This is a genomic window from Methylobacterium sp. J-077 (assembly GCF_022829365.1).
Classification (GTDB): Bacteria; Pseudomonadota; Alphaproteobacteria; order Rhizobiales; family Beijerinckiaceae; genus Methylobacterium.
Window position 1 is genome coordinate 17690 of the sequence record NZ_JAKSYJ010000078.1, and the last position, 19876, is coordinate 37565.

Annotated in this window: 17 protein-coding genes and 1 pseudogene; 8 read left to right on the forward strand and 10 right to left on the reverse strand. The window is 69.4% G+C overall.

Features of this window, described 5'->3' with window-relative positions; genetic code table 11:
• Window positions 1–20: 20 nt before the first annotated feature.
• From MKL11_RS05085 to MKL11_RS05125, 9 genes are all read right to left on the reverse strand, one after another.
• Window positions 21–1340, reverse strand: coding sequence for an LLM class flavin-dependent oxidoreductase (locus tag MKL11_RS05085; protein ID WP_243940882.1), 1320 nt, complete (start codon window positions 1338–1340; stop codon window positions 21–23).
• Between the two features lie 39 nt (window positions 1341–1379).
• On the reverse strand, window positions 1380–2714 hold the full coding sequence (locus MKL11_RS05090) for an MmgE/PrpD family protein (protein WP_243940884.1): 1335 nt from the start codon (window positions 2712–2714) through the stop codon (window positions 1380–1382).
• Complete coding sequence (locus MKL11_RS05095; RefSeq protein WP_243940886.1) at window positions 2714–3508, reverse strand: amino acid ABC transporter ATP-binding protein; 795 nt, start codon at window positions 3506–3508, stop codon at window positions 2714–2716. The genes MKL11_RS05090 and MKL11_RS05095 overlap by 1 nt, the downstream gene beginning before the upstream one ends.
• A 17-nt stretch (window positions 3509–3525) precedes the next feature.
• The gene (locus MKL11_RS05100) at window positions 3526–4248 is read right to left on the reverse strand and encodes an amino acid ABC transporter permease (RefSeq protein WP_243941117.1); all 723 of its coding nucleotides are present in this window, start codon (window positions 4246–4248) and stop codon (window positions 3526–3528) included.
• A 56-nt stretch (window positions 4249–4304) separates the two neighbouring features.
• Window positions 4305–5048, reverse strand: a complete 744-nt coding sequence (locus MKL11_RS05105) for an amino acid ABC transporter permease (RefSeq protein WP_243940888.1) — start codon at window positions 5046–5048, stop codon at window positions 4305–4307.
• A 16-nt stretch (window positions 5049–5064) separates the two neighbouring features.
• Window positions 5065–5907, reverse strand: a complete 843-nt coding sequence (locus tag MKL11_RS05110) for a transporter substrate-binding domain-containing protein (protein WP_243940890.1) — start codon at window positions 5905–5907, stop codon at window positions 5065–5067.
• A gap of 172 nt (window positions 5908–6079) precedes the next feature.
• The gene (locus tag MKL11_RS05115; protein WP_243940893.1) at window positions 6080–7408 is read right to left on the reverse strand and encodes an LLM class flavin-dependent oxidoreductase; all 1329 of its coding nucleotides are present in this window, start codon (window positions 7406–7408) and stop codon (window positions 6080–6082) included.
• A 13-nt stretch (window positions 7409–7421) separates the two neighbouring features.
• Window positions 7422–8465: an LLM class flavin-dependent oxidoreductase gene (locus tag MKL11_RS05120; protein ID WP_243940894.1), complete on the reverse strand. Its 1044-nt coding sequence runs from the start codon at window positions 8463–8465 to the stop codon at window positions 7422–7424.
• Window positions 8466–8469: 4 nt separating this feature from the next.
• On the reverse strand, window positions 8470–9456 hold the full coding sequence (locus tag MKL11_RS05125; RefSeq protein WP_409565812.1) for an ABC transporter substrate-binding protein: 987 nt from the start codon (window positions 9454–9456) through the stop codon (window positions 8470–8472).
• Window positions 9457–9898: 442 nt separating this feature from the next.
• Here MKL11_RS05125 and MKL11_RS05130 point away from each other — a divergent pair, with 442 nt between their 5' ends.
• From MKL11_RS05130 to MKL11_RS05165, 8 genes and pseudogenes are all read left to right on the forward strand, one after another.
• Window positions 9899–11020 (forward strand): methionine ABC transporter ATP-binding protein, encoded by a 1122-nt coding sequence (locus tag MKL11_RS05130; RefSeq protein WP_243940896.1) that lies wholly within the window; start codon window positions 9899–9901, stop codon window positions 11018–11020.
• Window positions 11010–11675, forward strand: a complete 666-nt coding sequence (locus tag MKL11_RS05135) for a methionine ABC transporter permease (RefSeq protein ID WP_243940898.1) — start codon at window positions 11010–11012, stop codon at window positions 11673–11675. Before MKL11_RS05130 ends, MKL11_RS05135 begins: the two co-directional genes overlap by 11 nt.
• A 42-nt stretch (window positions 11676–11717) precedes the next feature.
• Window positions 11718–12518, forward strand: a complete 801-nt coding sequence (locus tag MKL11_RS05140) for a MetQ/NlpA family ABC transporter substrate-binding protein (RefSeq protein WP_243940900.1) — start codon at window positions 11718–11720, stop codon at window positions 12516–12518.
• A 352-nt stretch (window positions 12519–12870) separates the two neighbouring features.
• Window positions 12871–14112 (forward strand): acyl-CoA dehydrogenase family protein, encoded by a 1242-nt coding sequence (locus MKL11_RS05145; protein WP_243940902.1) that lies wholly within the window; start codon window positions 12871–12873, stop codon window positions 14110–14112.
• A gap of 298 nt (window positions 14113–14410) precedes the next feature.
• Entirely contained in the window at window positions 14411–15511 is a 1101-nt protein-coding gene (locus tag MKL11_RS05150) for an ABC transporter substrate-binding protein (protein WP_243940904.1), read from the forward strand.
• Window positions 15512–15519: 8 nt separating this feature from the next.
• A pseudogene (locus MKL11_RS05155) lies at window positions 15520–16527 on the forward strand (ABC transporter permease).
• Window positions 16521–17318 (forward strand): ABC transporter ATP-binding protein, encoded by a 798-nt coding sequence (locus MKL11_RS05160; RefSeq protein WP_243940906.1) that lies wholly within the window; start codon window positions 16521–16523, stop codon window positions 17316–17318. Before MKL11_RS05155 ends, MKL11_RS05160 begins: the two are co-directional and overlap by 7 nt.
• A gap of 130 nt (window positions 17319–17448) precedes the next feature.
• Window positions 17449–18405, forward strand: a complete 957-nt coding sequence (locus MKL11_RS05165; RefSeq protein WP_243940908.1) for an aliphatic sulfonate ABC transporter substrate-binding protein — start codon at window positions 17449–17451, stop codon at window positions 18403–18405.
• 16 nt (window positions 18406–18421) lie between these two features.
• On the opposite strand, the gene MKL11_RS05170 is transcribed toward MKL11_RS05165, so the two are convergent.
• Entirely contained in the window at window positions 18422–19831 is a 1410-nt protein-coding gene (locus MKL11_RS05170; protein WP_243940910.1) for a class I SAM-dependent methyltransferase, read from the reverse strand.
• Window positions 19832–19876: the final 45 nt, after the last annotated feature.

Genomic DNA, 19876 nt, shown 5'->3' on the forward strand with positions numbered 1-19876 from the left:
GATCGGGCTCCCGTCAGCCCTTATCCGCCGGATGCCTTCCGCTCCGGCTCCGGCTTCGACAGGCCGAGATGGTCCCGCAGGGTCGCGCCTTCGTAGTCTGTCCGGAACAGGCCGCGCTCCTGCAGCAGCGGCACGACCTCCCGCACGAAGTCGCTGAGTCCTTCGGGGAAGAACGGCGGCATCACGTTGAAGCCATCCGCGGCGCCGCCTTCGAACCAGGCCTGCATCCGGTCGGCGATGTCGGTCGCGGTGCCGACGATCATGTGGTGGCCGCGTCCGGCCGCCACGCGCAGGGCGAGCTGGCGGATGGTGAGGCTCTCACGGCGGGCCAGCTCGGTGAGGAGTTCGGCCCGGCTGCGCAACTGATCCGAGATCGGCAGGTCCGGGAGCGGGCCGTCGGGGTCGTAACCCGACAGCGTATGGCCGAGACGTTCCTCCAGCAGCGGCATGGCGCTGGCGATGTCGGTCCACTGGTCCAGCTCGATCAGCTTGGCGCTCGCCTCCTCCAGCGTCCGGCCGATGACCGGCAGGATGCCCGGCATGACCGCGACGGTCGCGGGATCGCGGCCGAAGCCGGAAACGCGCTGCCGGAGGCTGGCGTAGAATTTCTGCGCTTCCTCGATGGTCTGCTGGGCGGTGAACACCACGTCGGCCCGGCGCGCCGCCAGATCCTGGCCCGGTCCGGACGAGCCCGCCTGGATCAGGATCGGATGCCCCTGGGGCGAGCGCGGAATGTTGAGCGGGCCCTTCGCGCGGAAATAGCGGCCGGCATGGTCGAGCACGCGCACCTTCGCGGGATCGGCGTAGATGCCGCGCGCCTTGTCTTTCACGAAGGCGTCGTCATCCCAGCTGTCCCAGAGGCCGCAGACCACATCGACGAATTCCTCGGCGACTGCGTAGCGCTCGTCATGCGCCGGATGCTCTTTCGAAAAGTTGCTGGCGGTGCGCGCGTAGGAGGTGGTGACGACGTTCCAGGCCGCCCGTCCGCCGCTCAAATGGTCGAGCGACGCGAAGGCGCGGGCGGTGTGGTAGGGCTCGCCATAGGTGGTCGAGGAGGTCGCCGCGAGACCGATGCGGCGCGTCACCATGGCCAGCGCGCTCAGCAGCGTCAGCGGCTCGAAGCGCGCGATCATCGAGGGGTGGGCGTCGACCGCGCTCGTGAGCCCGTCCGCCAGGAACACCATGTCGAACTTGGCCTCTTCCGCCAGCTGCGTCACCCGGCGCAGAAGGTCGAAATTCTCGCTGCCGGCCTCGGCGCGCGGGTGGCGCCAGCCCGAGACGTGATGGCCGGCTCCCTGCAAGAACAGGCCGAGATGCATCTGTCGCGGGGGCATCGTCATGGTCGGGCTCACGGGCATGGGTCGAGGCGGACGGGGCGGTTATGGTCGCAGCGGCTGCGCGAGGCGGTCGAGGAGACGGGCGAGATCCGTTGCGTCGTGCATGGTGCGCACGCGGTCGGGCACCGGACGCAATGCTTCCAAATCGGCAGTCGCGTCCCGGAACTTGTCGTCGGCGTCGGCGAGCCCCGGAAGGCCGTCGATGCGCCGGTGGCTGGTGCGGCCCTGCGCGTCCGTGATCTCCACCACGACGAAGCGCGTGCTCGGATCGGAAGAGAGGCGGCGGGCGGCCTGATCGTGCCGGCGCTCGACCCGCGCCGCGAGGGCGGCGAGATCGGCGCGGACCGGCCGCGCGTCGAAATGGTCGATGCTTACCGCACCATCCACCAGGGCCGCGGCCAGGATGTATTCCGGGCTGAACCGGGCCTCGATGCCGGTGCGCGGCGTCCGGACCACCAGGGCCGCGTCACCTCCTGGCGGGAAGGTGATCGTCGCTCGCGCCGCGTCGCGGATGCCCTCGCGGTGAAAGGCGAGACCGGCGACCGCAACGGGATGGGCCGCCGTGCAGCACGGGAACGCCTTCAGCGTCAGGCCGGGGCGGATGATCTGCCAGGGCGCACCCCAGCCTTCGCGGACGCGCTCGGGCGTTTCCTCGCCGAAGCCATAGGCCTGCAGGAATCCGATCGCGCCGTCGAGGCAATCGTCGGCGCCGGACAGGCCGTTTCCGGCCAAGAGCGCCGCCGTCAGGCCGTTGCGGGCGGCGAGCCCGGCATGGAGCGGCTTCGCGTCGGACCCGAATTGCAGCCGTAAGCCCGCCGCCTGCGTCGCCCCGAAGCCGAGAGCGATCGCGGTCGTCTCGGCGGTGAAGCCGCGCAGATGCGCGATTGCCGCCGTGGCCCCCAGGGGGCCGAGGGTGGCCGTGGCGTGGAAGCCGCGCTCGTAATGGGCGGGGCCGATCGCGCGCCCGAGATGCGCCATCGTCTCCAAGCCGACCAAGTAGGCGGCCAGGAACGCATCTGCGGAGGGCAGCGCTTCCGGGTCGAGAGCGGCCAGCAAGGCCGGCACGATCACCGTGGTCGGGTGGCCGCGCACGCTCGCATGCACGTCGTCGTAATCGAGCACGTGGCCCGCATGGCCGTTGAGGAGTGCGGCGAGGAACGGGTCTGCCGACCTGTCGGAGCCGATGACGACGGCAGGGCCGGGCGTATCGCCGAATGTCGTTCGCAGGATCGCGATCGATGGGTCGGTGCTTCCCGCCAGCGCGCAGGCCAGGAAGTCCACGAGGGCGACGCGCGCCGCCGTCATCGCAGCGGGATCCGTGTCCGGGCGGGAAGCGACGATCGCTTCGGCGAGGGCGGCAGTGCGTGGGTTCGCCATCAGATCCCCTCCCGGTCCTGCACGGCGTCCCGGTAGCCCTGGAAGCCGCCGATGAACTGGCGGATGCGCGGGTTGCCCGACCGGTAGAACAGTTCCGCGGGCGGTGCCTGGGCGACGATCCGGCCGTTCTCGGTGAACGCGATGGTGTCGCTGATCTCCTCGGCGAAGCGCATCTCGTGGGTGACGAGAATGCTGGTCAGCCCGTCGCGGACGAGCTCGCGGATGACGGCGAGCACCTCGCCGACCATCTCGGGATCCAGGGCCGAGGTGACCTCGTCGAACAGGACCAGTTCGGGCCGCATCGCCAGCGCCCGGGCGATGGCGACGCGCTGCTGCTGGCCGCCAGACAGTTCGCCCGGATAGGCCGAGACCTTGTCGGCAAGGCGGACCCGGGCCAGCAGGTCGCGCGCCAGGGCCTCCGCCTCGGCCCGCGGCACCTTGAGGATGCGGGTCGGCGCGATGGTGATGTTCTCCAGCACGGTGAGGTGCGGGAACAGGTTGTACTGCTGGAACACGATGCCGATGCGCTTGCGCAGGGCGATCCGCTCGGCCTCGGTGCGCAGGGTGTCGACCCGCGTGCCGGCGACCGTGATCCGCCCCGCCTTCGGCTGGGCGAGGCCGTTGATGCAGCGCAGGATCGTGGACTTACCCGATCCGGACGGGCCGATGATCGAGACCGCATCCCCTTTCGCGACCGTCAGATCGATGCCCTTGAGCACCTCGGCCGCCCCGAAGGACAGGTGGACGTCCCGGAGTTCGACGAGGATCGGCCGAGGGGTGAGCTCCTGTGCCATGGGGCGGCGTTCAGCTTTCAGCGCGGCGCGAAGCGGCGTTCGAGGCGCCGCGTCAGACGCGAGATCGGGTAGCAGAAGAGGAAGAAGGCGAGGAGCACCATGAGATAGACCGCGATGGTGAAGTCGTCGCGGCGGACGGCGGTGCTGGCGTCGGTCGCGGCGTGGAGGAGTTCGTGGACCCCGACCAGGGAGGCCAGGGCCGTGCTCATGGTGATCGAGGCGTAGAGATTCATCCAGGGCGGCAGCGCGCGGCGCAGGCACTGGGGCAGGATGATCCAGCGCAGTGTCTGGCCGCGGGACATGCCGACGCCTTTGGCGGCGTCCCACTGCGTGGTCGGGACCGACTGGATCGCCCCGCGGACGATCTCCGCCACGTAGGCGCTCGCCGGGATCGCAAGCCCGAACACCGCCTTCAGCCAATCGGGAAAGGGTAGGTAGTTGCCGGCCACCACGATCTCGAACGGGAAGATGTACGTCGTGGCGAAGATCAGCACGAGATGCGGGGCGTTGCGGAACACTTGCACGTAAGCCACAGCCGGCGCGCGCATGAGCCGCGAGGCCGACAGCTCCATCGCCCCCAGCGTGATCCCGGCGAACGTCCCCGTACCCATGGCGAGCACGCTGATCAGGATGTTCATGACGAAGCCCGACGCGAGGTAGGGCAGCCAGTCCAGGAGTTCGCGGGTGAGCCGCGCGTCGAGCCCGAACCAGAGCAGGCAGCCCGCTGCCGCGAGCGCCAGCCAGGCCCAGGCCGGCCCGAGGGCGGCGCGGCCGCGCACGGGAAGCGCCGCGGTGCTCAAACGCCGTATCCCGGAACGGCCAGCCGGCGCTCCACGTAGCGGCCGATCTGCGACAGCACCGTGTTGATCAGCCCGAAGAACAGGAGGATCACGATCATCAGCTCGAGGACGTTGTCGCGCTGCGTCCAGATCATGATCGACGCGTAGGTCACCTCGCCGACGGCGATCGCCGACCCGATGGTCGTCAGCTTCACGAGGTTGACCAGGTTGTTGACGATGGCCGGCATGGCCGTGCGCAGGGCGAGTGGAAGCGTTACGTAGCGCAAGACCTCGAAGGCGGAGAAGCCGATGGCGTGGGCGGTCTCCACCATGGCCGAGGGCACGGCCTCGATCCCGCCGCGCAAAGCCTCCGCGTGGAAGGCGGCGATGTGGAGCCCGGTCACCGCCACCACCCAGAAGAACGGCGTGAACGGGTTGTTCGCCGCGCCGCCGAGCGCCTTCGACAGCAGCATGTTGAGCGCGAAGAACGCGAACATGAGCTGGACGAGGGTCGGGGTGTTGCGTGTCAGCTCGACATAGGCCCGCACCGGCACGGCGAGCCAAAGCCGGCCGGAGGTCAGGGCCGCCGCGAAGGCCAAGCCCGCGGCGAGGCTCAGCGGGATCGCCAGGAGGACGAGCATCAGCGTCGTCCCCATCCCACCGATCCATTGCCGGACCTCGGAGGTGCTGGTGAGGAAGTCGTAATGCAGGCCCACCGCACCGGCGAGGGCGATGAAGCTCCGGACAGCCTCGTCCATCATGTCGGCAGCGACGCGATCACGGTTTGGCGGGCGACGCGAATTTGCGCCGCGCCTCTTCCAGGAAAGTGGGATCGACGAGCCGGTTGGCCTTGGCCATCTCCAGCATCGCCCCCGACGCGTGCAGATCGCGGACGGCCGCATCGAGCGCCGCTCCCGTGTCGCGCTCGCCCTTGCGCAGCCAGATCACGGAGTCGGCGGGCTCCAGCTCGGTCGGGATGACGATGGCGTAGTCCTTCCACTCGTTCGGGCGGTCGGCGAGCAGCAGCTTGATCGTCGGCGCGACGTGGACCGCGACGACGCAATTGCCGCCCTGGAGTGCCAGCATCGATTCCGGTTGACTCGGGATGCCCTTCACCTCGGCGCCGTAGATGTCCGCCAGCGGCTGCGCGTAGTTCGAGCCCTGCGAAATGCAGACCGGCTTGCCCTTGAGGTCTGTCCAATCCTTGATCCCGCTGTCCTTGCGGCCGAGCGCGGCACCGCCGGCCCGGTCGTACGGGGTCTGCACGTGATCCATGATCTTCGCGCGATCTTCCGTGAACTGCATGTTGGCGATCAGGATATCGACCTTGCCCTGCTGCAGGAACTGCACGCGGTTGGGCGGCGTGACGGTGACGAGTTCTAACTTGACGCCGAGCTTCTCGGCGAGCGCCCGGGCCAGATCGATGTTGAAGCCTTTCTCGGTGCGGCTCTGCGGGTCGATGTAGCCGAAGGGCGCGCCCGACAGGATGATGCCGACCGTGAGCTTCTGCCGACCCTTGATCCGGTCGAGGGTCGCATCCGCGCGCGCCCCCGAGCCGAAGGCGGTGGCGAGCAGCGCGAGCGCGAGGATCGGGAGCTTTGAGGATACGGTGCGCGCCATGACGGGTCCGGTTTCCTGAGGTTCTGCCTGTCCATCGGGGCCTCAGGAGACCCGATCGCCCGCTCCAGCCCGATGCGTCGGGCGAGCGCGCTCCTTACGCTCCGAACAGGCCGATAGGAAAGCTGAGCCGTGACAATCCGGCTCAATACCAATCGCGACGGTTCGGAACGGGTCAACGATGGCTGCCGACAGGTTTCCAGGCCGCGCGCTCCAGGCCGAGATGGTTGCGCAGCGTCGGGCCGGCATAGTCCCGCCGGAACAGGCCGCGCCGCTGCAGGATCGGCACGACGTGGTCCACGAAGGTTTCCAACCCGTCGGGCAGCACGTCCGGCATCAGGTTGAAGCCGTCGGCGGCGCCGGCCCGGAACCAGGCTTCGATGTCGTCGGCAATCTGCTCGGGGCTGCCGACGAAGATGCGGTGCCCGACACCGCCGCCCAGCGCGCGGAGCAGCTCGCGCACCGTCAGGTTGTCCCGCCGGGCCAGCGCGACGGTGCCGGCGAACATTGTGTGGTTGGCGTCGGGAGGCAGCGGCAGCGGGTCGGGCAGCGGCTTGTCGAGGTGGAGTTGCTCGGGCGCGATCCGCAGCGTGCCGGCCAGACGGGTGAGGCTGTACTCGAGCGGCACGAGGTCCCAGAGCTCGTCCTGGCGCCGCCGCGCCTCGGCCTCCGTTGAGCCGATCACCGTGGCGAGGCCGGGAAGGACGACGATCGAAGCCGGATCCCGGCCGTACCGCGCCGCCCGGGCGCCCAGGTCTCTCGCATAGGCCGCGCCGTCCGGGATGGTCTGAGCCAGGGAGAACACCGCGTCGGCGGTGGCGGCGGCGAGTTCGCGGCCGTCCTCCGAGCCTCCGGCCTGGACGGTCACGGGCCTCCCTTGAGGCGAGCGCGGCACGGTGAGCGGGCCGGCGACGCTGTAATGGTTGCCGCGATGGTCGATGGCGTGGACCTTGGCGCTGTCCGCGAAGCGGCCGCTCGCCTTGTCGCCCACCAGCGCGTCGTCCTCCCAGCTGTCCCAGAGGGCGTGGACCACGTCGGTGAATTCGCGGGCGCGGGTGTAGCGGGCACCGTGCTCGGAGACACCGGCGTAGCCGAAATTGCGGCCCGCGGCGGCGTCCGCCGTGGTCACGACGTTCCACCCGACCCGGCCGCGGCTGACGAGGTCCAGCGTCGCGAAGCGCCGGGCGAGGTTGTAGGGCTCGTTGTAGCTGGTCGAGGCGGTCGCGATCAGCCCGACATGGGTGGTCGCGGCGGCCACGCTCGCCAGCACGATGGTCGGTTCGAGCGCCATGAATGGCCGGTGGTCGATCCGGTCGTTGATCGCCGGCGTGTCGGCCAGAAAGATTGCGTCGAACTTACCCCGCTCCGCCACGCGGGCGACCCGCACGTAATGGTCGATGTCGACGAACGCGTCCGGCTTGCTGCCCGGCAGCCGCCAGGCCGAGGGATAGACGCCGGAATGCAGCAGGTTGACGTTGAAGTGCAGTTCGCGCCGCGTGCGCATCGGAACCCCTGACTCAGCGGACGCGCGGCCGGACATGCTCGGCGAACCGGCGCATCTCGGCCTCGAACGGCTGGAACTGCAGCATGAACAGCCCGATGCCGGCCTCGTGGAACGCGCGGATCCGGGCCGCCACCGTCTCGTAGCTGCCGACCAGCCCGGCCGCGGTGCCGCCGTTGGTGCCGACATGGCGGCTGGCCGCCGCGTCGGTCTTGGCGAACATCACGCTGGCCGCGTCGGTCCGGGCGCGGGTGTCGGCGCGCAAGTCCGCGTCGCCCTGCGCCAGGGCGAGGAGGCGGGCGTGCTCGGCCTGCGCCGCCGCGTCGGTCTCCCGAGCGATGACGAAGGCCGAGAGGCCGTAGCTCAGAGGGCCGTTGGCCGCGGGGCGTCCGGAGACGTCGGCGATCAACCCGCGAACGTCGTCCAGCGGCTGGCCATTGATGAACCAGACATCGGCGTGGTCGACCGCCAGCGCCCGGGCCGGCTCCGACTCGCCGCCGAGATAGATTTTTGGCCGCGGCCGATAGGTGCCGGCGGGGCGAAGCTGGTAATCCTCGACTTGGAAATGCGCGCCCGAGACGGTCACGCGCTCGCCGCGCATCAACCGCTCCACGAGCCCGATCCACTCACGCCCGTAGGCGTAGCGGTCGTCATGGGCCGGGAACGGCAGGCCGGCCCGCTTGAACTCGGCCCGGTTCCAGGCATTCACGAGGTTGAGCGCGAAGCGGCCGCCGCTGATATGCTCGGCCTGCAGCGCCATCTTGGCGAGCACCACCGGATGGTACAGGCCCGGCTTGATCGCCGCGATGATCTCGATTCGCCGGGTCAGGGCGGCCAGAGCCGCCGCGGCGGTCCAGGCTTCGAGCTGGTCGCGGCTCGTGTCGTAGGGGTTCATCGTGTGCTGGGCCACCAGCACCGAATCGAAGCCTAGCGCCTCGGCCTCGAGCACCAGGGCACGGTTGCGGTCCCAGCTCGCGTCGTCCGGCTCTTCGGGATCGTGATGGGCGGCCCGGGAGCCATGGACGGCGGCCCAGATACCGAAACGGGGTGCGTCGACCATCGCCTCAGCCCCTCACGGCCGGTGGCGTCCAGATCCGGACATCGGTGGCATCGATCCGGCGCGGGATCAGCTTGGCTTCGAGGAAAGTGTCGGCGATCGCCTGCTGCTCGCTGAGCTGCGCCCTGTCCACCGGCTCCACCAGGTACGTCCGCCGCGCATTGGCCGCCGCCACGACGGTGGGCGGGAGGTCACCCCAGACGGGAGCGAGCAGCGCGACCGCCGCGTCCGGGTTGGCCTTTATCCACTGGCCGGCCTCGACCAGCGCCCGATACACCGTGGTGACCACCGCGGGTTGCTCGGCGACGAAGCTGTCGTTGACCATGTAATAGCGGTGGTAGCTCGTCAGGCCGGTTCCGTCGGCGATGGTGCGGACCGGCCGCTTGGCTTCGGCAAAGGCGAGGAACGGGTCCCAGATCGACCAGGCGTCGAGGCTGCCCCGCTCGAACGCGGCCGCGCCCTCGGGCGCCTGGAGATAGGCGGGGCGGATGTCGTCGAAGCGCAGACCCGCGCGTTTCAAGGCCGCGGCCAGCACGTAGTGGCTGCCGGAGCCCGGAGCCACGCCCACCGTGCGGCCCTTGAGGTCGGCGACCCTGCGGATCGGTGACTCCGCTGGCACGATGATGGCTTCGGCGGCCGGCGCGCCGCGCTCGCGGGCGTAGAAGGTCAGGGGCGCCCGCGCCGACTGGGTGAAGATCGGCACCGCGTCGGCGACGTCGGCGTGGATGTCGACGGCCCCGGCATTCATCGGCTCGTTGACATTGGTGAACAGGTGCCAGGTCGGCGTGAAGCCGAGCGGAGCCAAGCGGTCGACCAGGGTGCCTTTCACTTTGAGGACCGTGAACAGCACGGAAGAGCGCTGCATGCTGATCTTCACCTCGCGCGCCGCCGCATGCACGGCGGGTGACGCGACGGGCAGCGCCGCGACCCCGAGGCCGGCCATGAGGAGCGTCCGGCGGGACGGGGACCGTCCTGCGGGCGTATCGTCGGTCATCGTGGTCTCCGGTCGGTCCGTGCCCGTCCGCGTCAATGCAGGAACCGGCATGCCCGGTTCATGGGCGCCAGGAGCGGGCGACGACTATTGATGCCCGCGCCGGGGTGATCGATCAATGAAACAAGATTTCGAATTCGACGCTATTCGGAAGACAGACCTGCTCCATCGGCCGCAACATGCAGGATGGATATTTTTGGGCAGCCCGATGCTTGGAAGACCTTGTGACGCCTCATCGACTGAACGCCACAGCTTCAGGCGATTGTCGTGAGAAGATCATTCCTCTCAATTGGCGATTGGAAAATTTTGCTTCTGCGAAGCCGGAAAACTATGTGCCCGCCTTTCCTTGACCCTGCTCGACGCGGAACGTCATACAGGTCGCTTCCGTACGGCCCGACGAAGTCGCGGACCGATTGGCCCGGATCAGAAGGAGCACCCCCAGGCTGTGTCCACCCTGCCGCCGTCCCGTGAATCCGCCGACACACCTCAGATCCGGTTCGAGGGCGTGTCGAAGACCTATCCGGCGCGGAAAGGCGCGGCGCAGCTCGCAGCGCTCTCGGGGATAGACCTCACGGTGCCGGCCGGCACGATCCTGGGCGTGATCGGGCGGTCGGGGGCGGGCAAGTCGACGCTGATCCGGCTGATCAACGGCCTGGAGCGCCCGAGCACCGGCCGCGTGGTGGTGGGTGACGCGGAAGTGTCGAGCCTGCCGGAGCGGGAGTTGCGGCAGGTGCGCGCCCGGGTCGGCATGATCTTCCAGCACTTCAACCTGCTGTCCTCGCGGACCGTGGCCGACAACGTCGCCCTCCCGCTGGAACTTGCGGGCTGGAAACGCGCGGCGATCCGCGCCCGGGTGGCGGAACTGCTCGCCCTGGTGAACCTGGAAGCCCAGGCCGGCCGCTACCCGGCGGAGCTGTCGGGCGGCCAGAAGCAGCGCGTCGGCATCGCGCGCGCTCTCGCCACCGAGCCCGACGTGCTGCTCTCCGACGAGGCCACCTCCGCCCTCGACCCGGAGACCACCCGGTCGATCCTGGCGCTCCTGAAGCGTATCAATCGCGATCTCGGCCTGACCATCGTGCTCATCACCCACGAGATGTCGGTGATCCGGGCGGTGGCCGACGACGTGGCGGTGATCGATCACGGCGCGATCGTCGAGCGCGGCTCGGTCTACGCGGTGTTCACCCGGCCGCAGGCCGAGGTGACGCGCAGCCTGCTCGCCGGCGAGGTCGGGCTCGACCTGCCGGCGGGCCTCGCGGAGCGGATCTCGTCCGATCCGCGCCCCGGCGGCGTGCCGGTGCTGCGTCTCTCGCTGCGTGGGCCGCAGGCCGAGACCGCGATCATCGCCCGGCTGGCCCGCGAGACCGGGATCGAGGCCGTGATCCTCGCGGGCGCGGTCGACGAGATCGGCGGCCAGCGTTTCGGCTCCCTCGCCATCGGTCTGTCCCCGGGACCCGACGTCACAGCCCGAGCTCAATCCTACCTGGCCGCGCTGGACATCCCGGTCGCCTTCCTCGGCTATCTCCCGCCGGCGCAAGACGTCGCTCAGGAGGCCGCCCGTGTCGCCTGAACTCCTCAACCTCCTGGTGCAGGCTACCGCCGACACGCTGACCATGGTGGCGCTGTCCGCCATCATCGGCACGCTGCTCGGCCTGCCGCTCGGGGTGTTCCTGGCCACCAGCCGGCGGGGCGAATTACTGGCGGCGCCCGCACTCAACGCCGCCCTCGGCATGATCGTCAACGCCACGCGCTCGACGCCCTTCATCATCCTCGTGGTGGCGATCATCCCGTTCACCCGGCTCGTGGCCGGCACGTCGATCGGGACCTACGCGGCCAGCGTGCCGCTGACGGTGGCGGCGGCGCCCTACATCGCCCGTCTGGTGGAGGCGGCGATCCGCGAGGTCGATCATGGGCTGGTGGAGGCCGCGCGGGCGTTCGGGGCGAGCCCGGCGCAGATCATCCGCAAGGTGCTGATCCCGGAGGCGCTGCCGGGCATCGTCCTCGGCGTCACCCTCGCGGTGGTATCGCTGATCGGCTATTCCGCCATGGCCGGCGCGGTCGGCGGCGGCGGGCTCGGCGATCTCGGCATCCGCTACGGCTACCAGCGCTTCCGGCCCGACATGATGCTGGCGGTCGTCGTCGTCCTGATCGTGCTGGTGCAGGTGTTCCAGACCGCGGGCGACAGCCTCGCGCGCCGCCTCAACCGGCGCCATCGCCAAAGCTGATCCATACACATGTTCGATACCGAAATCGCGAGATCGTCCGTCATGTTGCGTCGCCTGGTGCTTGCCGCCCTAATCGTGCTGCCTGCTGCCTGCTGCCTGCTGCCTGCTGCCGGCCACGCGGAGGCCTTGAAGCGTGTCCGCATCGGCGCGACGCCGGGGCCGCACGGGCAGATCCTGGAGGCGGCCAAGCCCGTCGCCGCCCGCAACGGCCTCGACCTGCAGATCATCGAATTCTCGGATTATGTCGTGCCGAACGAGGCGCTCTCGGCCGGCGAGATCGAGGCGAATTCGTTCCAGAACCAGCCCTTCCTCGACAACCAGAAGGCCGATCGCGGCTACAGGATCATCGGCGTCGCCACGACGGTGAACTTCCCGCTCGGGATCTACTCGAAGCGCCACAAGAGCTTCGACGCCGTGCCGAGCGGCGGCACGGTGGCGATCCAGAACGATCCGACCAATGGCGGCCGTTCGCTCCTGCTCCTGCAGGACAAGGGCGTGATCAAGCTGAAGCCCGGCACCGGATTCAAACCGACCGTCGCCGACATCGTCGAGAACCCGCGGAAACTCCGGTTCATCGAGGTCGACGCGGCGCAGACGCCCCGATCCCTCGACGATGTCGACGCCGCGGCCGTGAACACCAACTTCGCCACGCCGGCCGGCCTGAAACCGTCGGATGCGATCCTCAAGGAGGAACCGAAGGGACCCTACGTGAACCTCCTGGCGGTCCGCGAGGCCGACCGTGACCAGCCCTGGGTGAAGGCCCTCGTGGCGAGCTATCGCAGCCCGGAGGTCAAGGCGTTCATCGAGAGGACGTTCGGGAGCACCGTGCTGCCGAGCTGGTAGCGGGCGCGACTGCATCAGCTCGAAGAAGTCCCGACGACGCGTCCCGCTACCGGCCATCAGGCGGCTTCGCCGAGTCGTTTTCGGACCGCGGTTTCGCGGCCTTCTCGAAAAGGCCGACCCGTTTCGACCGCGCGGTTTACAGGCGAGAACGTTGTTTTCCTCGCATGCCCGTCGCCCGAAACACTTGTTCACACAGGTGTTCGTAAAGAGATCACGGTTCCAAATCGATCGACAACGGTCGTTTTTTCTGTGTGACGGCTTGAGATTGTGGTCTGACTTGCCGAATCCTTAGATCTCGCGCCGAACGTCCTCCGGCACCGGTCGCGACGATCAGGATAGGAAGCTTCAGGCGATGTCGCAGAGGGATGCGGGTTGGGGCGCTGGCCCGAGCGAGCGCTATGAAGAACTGGCCGACCGGTTCCGGCCCGTCTTCGCCGAGATCCGCGCCACGGCGGTCGAGCGCGATCGCACGCGTGGCCTGCCCCATGCCGAGATCGGCTGGCTGAAGGAGGCCGGCTTCACCACCTTGCGGTTGCCGGTCGAGGCCGGGGGCCATGGCGCCAGCCTGCCCGAGCTGTTCAATCTGCTGATCGAGCTGTCGCAGGCCGATTCCAACGTCACCAACGCCTTGCGGGCCCATTTCGGGTTCACCGAAGACGTGCTCGGCTCGACGGCGCCGGACTGGCGCGCGCGCTGGATCGCCAGGATCGCCGCCGGCGAGACGGTGGGCAGCGGCGTCTCCGAGACCGGCGCCGCGAAGGTCGGCCAGTTCGACACGGTGGTGCGCCGCCGGGGCGCCGACCTGGTCGTGTCGGGCAAAAAGTTCTACACCACGGGGTCGCTGTTCGCGGACTACATCCACCTCTCCGCCGATGACGAGGACGGCGCCGCCATCGTGGCGGCCGTGCCGACCAGAGCGCCGGGCGTCGAGATCGTCGACGATTGGGACGGGTTCGGACAGGCGCTCACCGCGAGCGGCACGATCCGGCTCGACGACGTCGTCCTGGCGCCCGAGCTGATCAAGCCGGACCCGGACAGATTCCCCTACGCGATGGCGTTCTTCCAGCTCGTCCATCTGGCGACGCTCGCCGGGATCGGCCGGGCCGCGGCCGAGGATGTCGGGCGCCTGGTCGCCGAGCGGACCCGCATCTACAGCCACGGCAATGCCGGGCGGACCGCCGACGATCCCCAGATCCTGGCCGTCGTCGGGCGCGTGCGCGGCAACGCCTACGCGGCCGGTGCCGTAGCACTGAAGGCGGCCGAGTCGCTGCAGCGGGCCTCCGAGCTGCATCGCGACGCGGTCTGCCAGGGGGTTGAAGCTACCGGTGAGGCGGAGCGCGCCACGGCCCTCGCCGATGTCGAGGTCAACCAAGCGGTCACCGTCGTGACGAACTTGGTTCTGGAGGCGACCACCATCCTGTTCGATGCGCTGGGCGCCTCTGCGGTGAAGCACGGGCTCGGTCTCGACCGCTACTGGCGCAACGCCCGCACCATCGCCTCACACAATCCTCGGATCTACCGGGACCGGATCGTCGGCGCCTTCGCGGTGAACGGCACGGAGCCGCCCCGGCAGTATCGCGTCGGCTCGGCCTGACGCCATCGGCCGCCGTGGATCGATTCCGGGATCGCGTCTCCGCATCGGCACCCGCCCGGACGGCGCTGGAAATCGTCTGCGTTTCCTGGGCCAGCAAGCGAAGATCTTTGCGAGTCTGCGGAAAGATCAGAAAACGCTTCCATTGAATCGGCGTCGAGTTGATTGAATATTGGATCCGCTGATCCCTCGACGGATCACTCACCCAAATCGAGGATGCACGGAATGCTCGGCCGCGCGGTCGGGCCGCGTCGTGCGTCGACTTACCTCGCCGCGCGGTCGCGCGGCCCGGAGACGTGCGATGATCGACGACCCGTCACATCCGGGGACCAAAGACTCGGGCTGGATGCCCTCGCGCCGCCTGCTGCTGCGGGCGGGCGCCGCCGCGATGGCCGCGCCCTTCGGCCTCGGTATGGGCGCGGGCCAGGCCTGGGCGCCCGGGCCAGGCCCGCGGTTCGATCCCGGTCCGCTCTGCCGGCCGGCATCGGCCGAGGCCCCCTCGGGGCCGCTCCGGCCAGTGAAGCTGGCCTGGAACGCCACGGCGATCTGCACCGCCGCCGCGCCGCTCGCCAAGGAGCAGGGCATCTTCGCCAAGCACGGCCTCGACGTGGAATTCGTCAATTTCGGCGGTGCCACCGAGGCGCTGCTGGAAGCTATCGCCACCGGCAAGGCCGATGCCGGGATCGGCATGGCCCTGCGCTGGCTCAAGCCTCTGGAACAGGGCTTCGACGTCAGGATCACCGCCGGCCTGCATGGCGGCTGCCTGAGGCTCCTCGCGAACAAGACGAGCGGTATCACCGACATCGCATCGCTCGAGGGCAAGACCATCGCGATCAGCGATCAGGCGAGCCCGGCCAAGAATTTCTTCAGCCTGCAATTGGCGAAAGCCGGGATCGACCCGGACAGCGGCGTCGCGTGGCGGCAATACCCGGCCGATCTGCTGAACCTCGCGGTGCAGAAGGGCGAGGCCCAGGCGCTGGCCGACGGCGACCCGCGGACCTGGATCTGGCTAAAGGACCCGCGCTTCACGGAAGTCGCGACCAACCTGTCGGGAGAATACGCCGACCGCACCTGCTGCGTGGTGGCGGTCCGCGGCAGCCTGCTCCGGAACGACCGGGCGGTCGCCACTGCCCTCACCCGGGCGATCCTGGAGGGCGGGCACGCCGTCCACGCGAACCCCGAGGCGGCCGCCAAGGCGTTCTCCGGCTACGGCGGCAAGGGCTCCATCCAGGATCTCGCCGCGATGCTGCGCGGGCAGCAGCACGGCGACAGTCCTGTCGGCGGCAGGCTCAAGCAACAGCTCGCCCTCTACGGCGACGAATTGAAGCTCGTCAATGTCCTGAAGCGCTCGACCGATACGGCGAAGTTCGCCGAGCGGATCTACGCCGACGTGCTGAGCTGAGGAGTCTCATGTCCGGAAGCATCACCGCGGGCACGGCCCCGCGCAATGTCGCCGCCGTGCCCGCGCGCCTGACCTCCCCGCCCTGGCGTGTGCTCGCGGCCGGTATCGTCTGGCTGGTGCTCGCCGGCGTGACCTTGGAACTGCCCGAGGCGGGCGATTTCCCCCGAACGGCGGTCTTCGCGCAGGGCGCGGCGGCGATCGGTCTGGCGCTGTTGCCGCTCGGTCTGCTCGCCTGCCGACTCGGGACCTTCGGGGCGCGGCTCGGGCACCGGAGCCCCTGGCTAACGGCGCTGGCCGTCGCGCTGCTGGCCTGGGAGCTGGTCACGGCGAAGCTCGATCTGCTGCCGATGCCGTTCTTCCCGCCGCCCCAGGCGATCCTGGAGGTCTTCGTCGATGATTGGCAAAAGCTTGGCGGCAGCACGCTGAACTCGCTGATCCTGCTGGCCGGCGGCTACGCCTTCGGCGCGGGGATCGGCTTCGTGCTCGGCGTCGCCATCGGGACGTCCAAGGCGGTGGGCTACTGGGCGCATCCGGTGCTGCGTTTTGTCGGGCCGCTCCCGGCGACCGCCTGGCTGCCCCTCGCCTTCTTCGTGTTCCCGTCCTCGTGGTCGGCGAGCACGTTCCTGGTGGCGCTCGCCACCGGCTTTCCCGTGACGGTGCTGACCTAGTCCGGGGTTGCGGGGGTCAACAAGGCCTATTTCGACGTGGCGCGGACGCTCGGCGCCTCTCGCGGCTTCCTGATCCTGCGGGTGGCGATTCCGGCGGCGCTGCCGCACGTCTTCGTCGGGCTGTTCATGGGGCTCGGCGGCTCCTTCGCGGTGCTGGTCGTGGCCGAGATGCTCGGCGTGAAGTCCGGCCTCGGCTGGTACCTGCAATGGGCCCAGGGCTGGGCGGCTTACGCCAACATGTACGCGGCGCTGATCGTGATGGCGCTGATGTGCTCGTCGCTGATCACGCTGCTGTTCCGCCTGCGCGACCGCCTGCTCGCCTGGCAGAAGGGGCTGGTGCAATGGTAGCCGCCACGCAGGAACAACGGACGGTCGTGGCAAAGGCCCTCGGTGCGAGTTTGCGCGTCGAGGCGGTCAGCCACGCCTTCGACATCCGCGGCGCCCCCCTGCCGGTGCTCGACCGGGTCAGCCTCGCCGTCGAGCCGGGCGGGTTCGTCGCTTTGCTCGGCCCCTCCGGCTGCGGCAAGTCCAGCCTGCTGCGGCTGGTCGCCGGCCTGGAGCCGCCGGACCAGGGGGTGATCACGGTCGACGGCCAACTGGTGGAGGGGCCGGACCCGTCCCGGCTGCTCGTTTTCCAGGACCCGACCCTGTACCCGTGGCGCACCGTGCGCGGGAACGTGGCCCTGGGGCTCGAAGCCCAGGGCGTCGGCCGTGCCGCTCGGGCGGTGCGCATCGATCGTGCGCTGGGGCTCGTCGGTCTCTCCGGCTTCGCCGATGCCTATCCGCACCAGCTCTCCGGCGGCATGGCGCAGCGGGCGGCTCTCGCCCGGGCGCTGGTCAACGAGCCGCGCCTGCTGCTCCTCGACGAACCCCTGGGCAAGCTCGATGCGCTGACCCGGCTGGCGATGCAGGCCGAGATCCTGCGGCTCTGGCAGGAGAAGCGCTTCACGGCGGTGCTCGTCACCCACGATGTCGAGGAGGCTCTGATCCTGGCCGAGCGGGTGATCGTGCTGGGCGACCGCCCGGCCGCGATCCGGGCGGAGCTTCCGGTCGATGCGCCCTATCCGCGGCACCGGGACGATCCCGACCTCGTCCGGATGCGCCGGACGATCCTGGAAATCCTCGGCCAGACCGCTTGATTGCGTAGATCCAGGCGGTGGCCACATGCCTCACGCGGATCGGCCGATTGCGGCAGGCAGGCGGTTCGCCTCCGGGATTCGCGGGCATCGGTGCTAGGTTGCCCGCGATGCCCGCGCCCTGGATGACACGATGCCCGCCTCCCGCCGAAGCCTGATCGCCGGTCTCGCCGCCGCTGCGCTCCTCGCACCGGATCGCGCAGCCCGTTCGGCCGCGACCCTCCGCATCGGCTATCAGCGCTCCTCGACGCTGATCGCGCTGCTGCGCCAGAACGGCAATCTGGAGCGGGCGCTGGCGCCGCTCGGCACCGGGCTGTCGTGGCACGAATTCACCAGCGGGCTTCCGATCATGGAGGCGCTCAATGCCGGGCAGATCGACGTCTCGGCCGACGTGGCCGACACCGTCCCGATCTTCGCGCAGGCCGCTGGCGCCCGGATCAGCTACATCGCCCTGGAAGCGCCCTCCCCGGACGCACAGGCGATCCTCGTGCCCGGCACGTCCTCCGCCAAGACCGTCGCGGACCTTCGCGGCCGGCGGGTCGCCGTCACCAAGGGCGCCGGGAGCCACTATCTGCTGCTGGCAGCCCTCGCGGAGGCCGGCCTGACCTTCAAGGATATCGTTCCGGCCTACCTGACGCCGGCCGACGGCCGGGCCGCGCTCACCAGCGGCGGCGTCGAGGCCTGGGTCGCCTGGGATCCGTTCCTCTCCGCCGCCCAGCAGCAATCGGGCGCGCGGGTCCTGCGGGACGGTGCCGGGCTCTCGCTGTACAAGCGCTACTATCTCGCCGCCGATCCGTATGTGGCCGCCAACGGCCCGGTGCTCGCCGCCCTGTTCGGCCAGCTGGCCGAGACCGGCGCCTGGGTGAAGGCGCAGCCGGCCGATGCGGCTGCCCTTCTCGCGCCCTTCTGGAAAATCGAGCCCGAGGTGATCCTGCGGGCGAATGCGCGCCGCAGCTACCGGGTGGAACCAGTGACGCGGGCCGCCCTGTCCGAGCAGCAAACGATCGCCGATGCCTTCCGGGCGGAAGGGCTCCTGCCCCGCCCCGTGGACGCATCCGCCCTCGGCATCTGGGAGCCGCCGGCGCGTTGAGTCGCCGACCCAGATTCTACGCGCGCCCCACGCCCAAGACCCTCCGGCTTTCCTCGGCCAGCACCGCGTGGCGCGCCGATTCGGGCCCCTCGTTCGGCGTCTCTTGAGCGGCCTTCGCGATGAGCGCCTTGAAGCGTTTCTTGTCCCACGAATGGGCGCGCAGGCTCGTCAGCACGGCCTGGAGCACGACCCGAACCGCGAGCGACCGCTGCCGCTCCCGCGCGAGTTCGGCAGCCAGCAGCGGATCGCGGAACTGGGCCGCGCCGATCGGCACGACGAGAACCGCGTTCTCGGCCATTGCCGGATCGTCGTTGCCGGTCGCCGCCGAACCGTCGGCCGTCTTCCTCCGGTTGAGGATTTTCGTTGCCTCGTCCAGCAGGATGTGGTGCTGGATCGGGGCTAGCGCATTCGCCGGAACCTCCCGGCCCGCCGACGCGATCAGCTGCCGAAAGCGGCCGCGGTTCAGGCCCAGCCTGCCGATGCTGGCCTGCACGGCCGAAAGAACCCGTCGCAGGGCCTGCGCGCGATACTCGGCTTTCAGAAGCCGGTCACGCAGCAGGGCCGCCGTCTCACTCAGCGGTCCGTCCGGCAACTGGCGCGCCTGATCGGCAAGCTCTGCGATGACGCTCTGCATCAGCGCGGTGCGTTCACGCCGGGCCTCTTCGGCGGACAGGCGCGGCGCGCCCTTGCGGAGCCAGACGAAGAATTCCGTCGCGTGCCGCTCCTGCAGGTCCTCGACCTGCAGGTCGAGATAGCCGAGCAGCGACACTTCCAGGATCATTAGGCTAAAGCTCGACGGCACGAACACCCAGGCATGCGCGTCGGTATAATCCGGACGCTGCGCGGCGGCGTGCCAGTGCGGCGCGTCGGTCAGCGGATTGGCCGGCTCGGCCGACTGGACGTCGCTGGCGGCCCAAGCCCCGATCCCTCCCGGCTTCAATGCCATGTTGAGGGCGTAGTCGATATGCGTCCGCAGCGTATGCCGGTCGCGTCGCTCCAGGAAGGCCGTGATCGCGTCGGCGGTGGCGGAGAGCGGCCGGTAGCAGTCGAAGCACTTGCGCTTGTCCGGGACGGCCAGGATCACGACGCCGTCCGGCTTCAGCAACGTCTCCGCGGCGTGCAGGAAGGTGACGATGTCGGTCGTGTGCTCGATGACGTGGCTGGCGATGAACGCGTCGAACGTCCCATGCTGATCGCTCGGGACCGCGTCGGCCAGGGAACCGCCGGTCCAGACGATGTCGACCGCCTCGATCCGGTCTATCGCCTGGTCATGGTATTTCTCGAGCAACGCCTCACGCGAAGCGTGATCGACCACGATCGTGTTCCAACCGTCGCATTTCGGGGCAAGGGGATTGAAGCTGGGGCCGATCTCGATGATCCGCGCGTCTTTGCTCAAGGATCGCAGAAGTTGCGGCGCTCGCTCCATATCCAGCTTAGCTCCTGATTAGCGTCCCGCGGCGTACGATGGCGG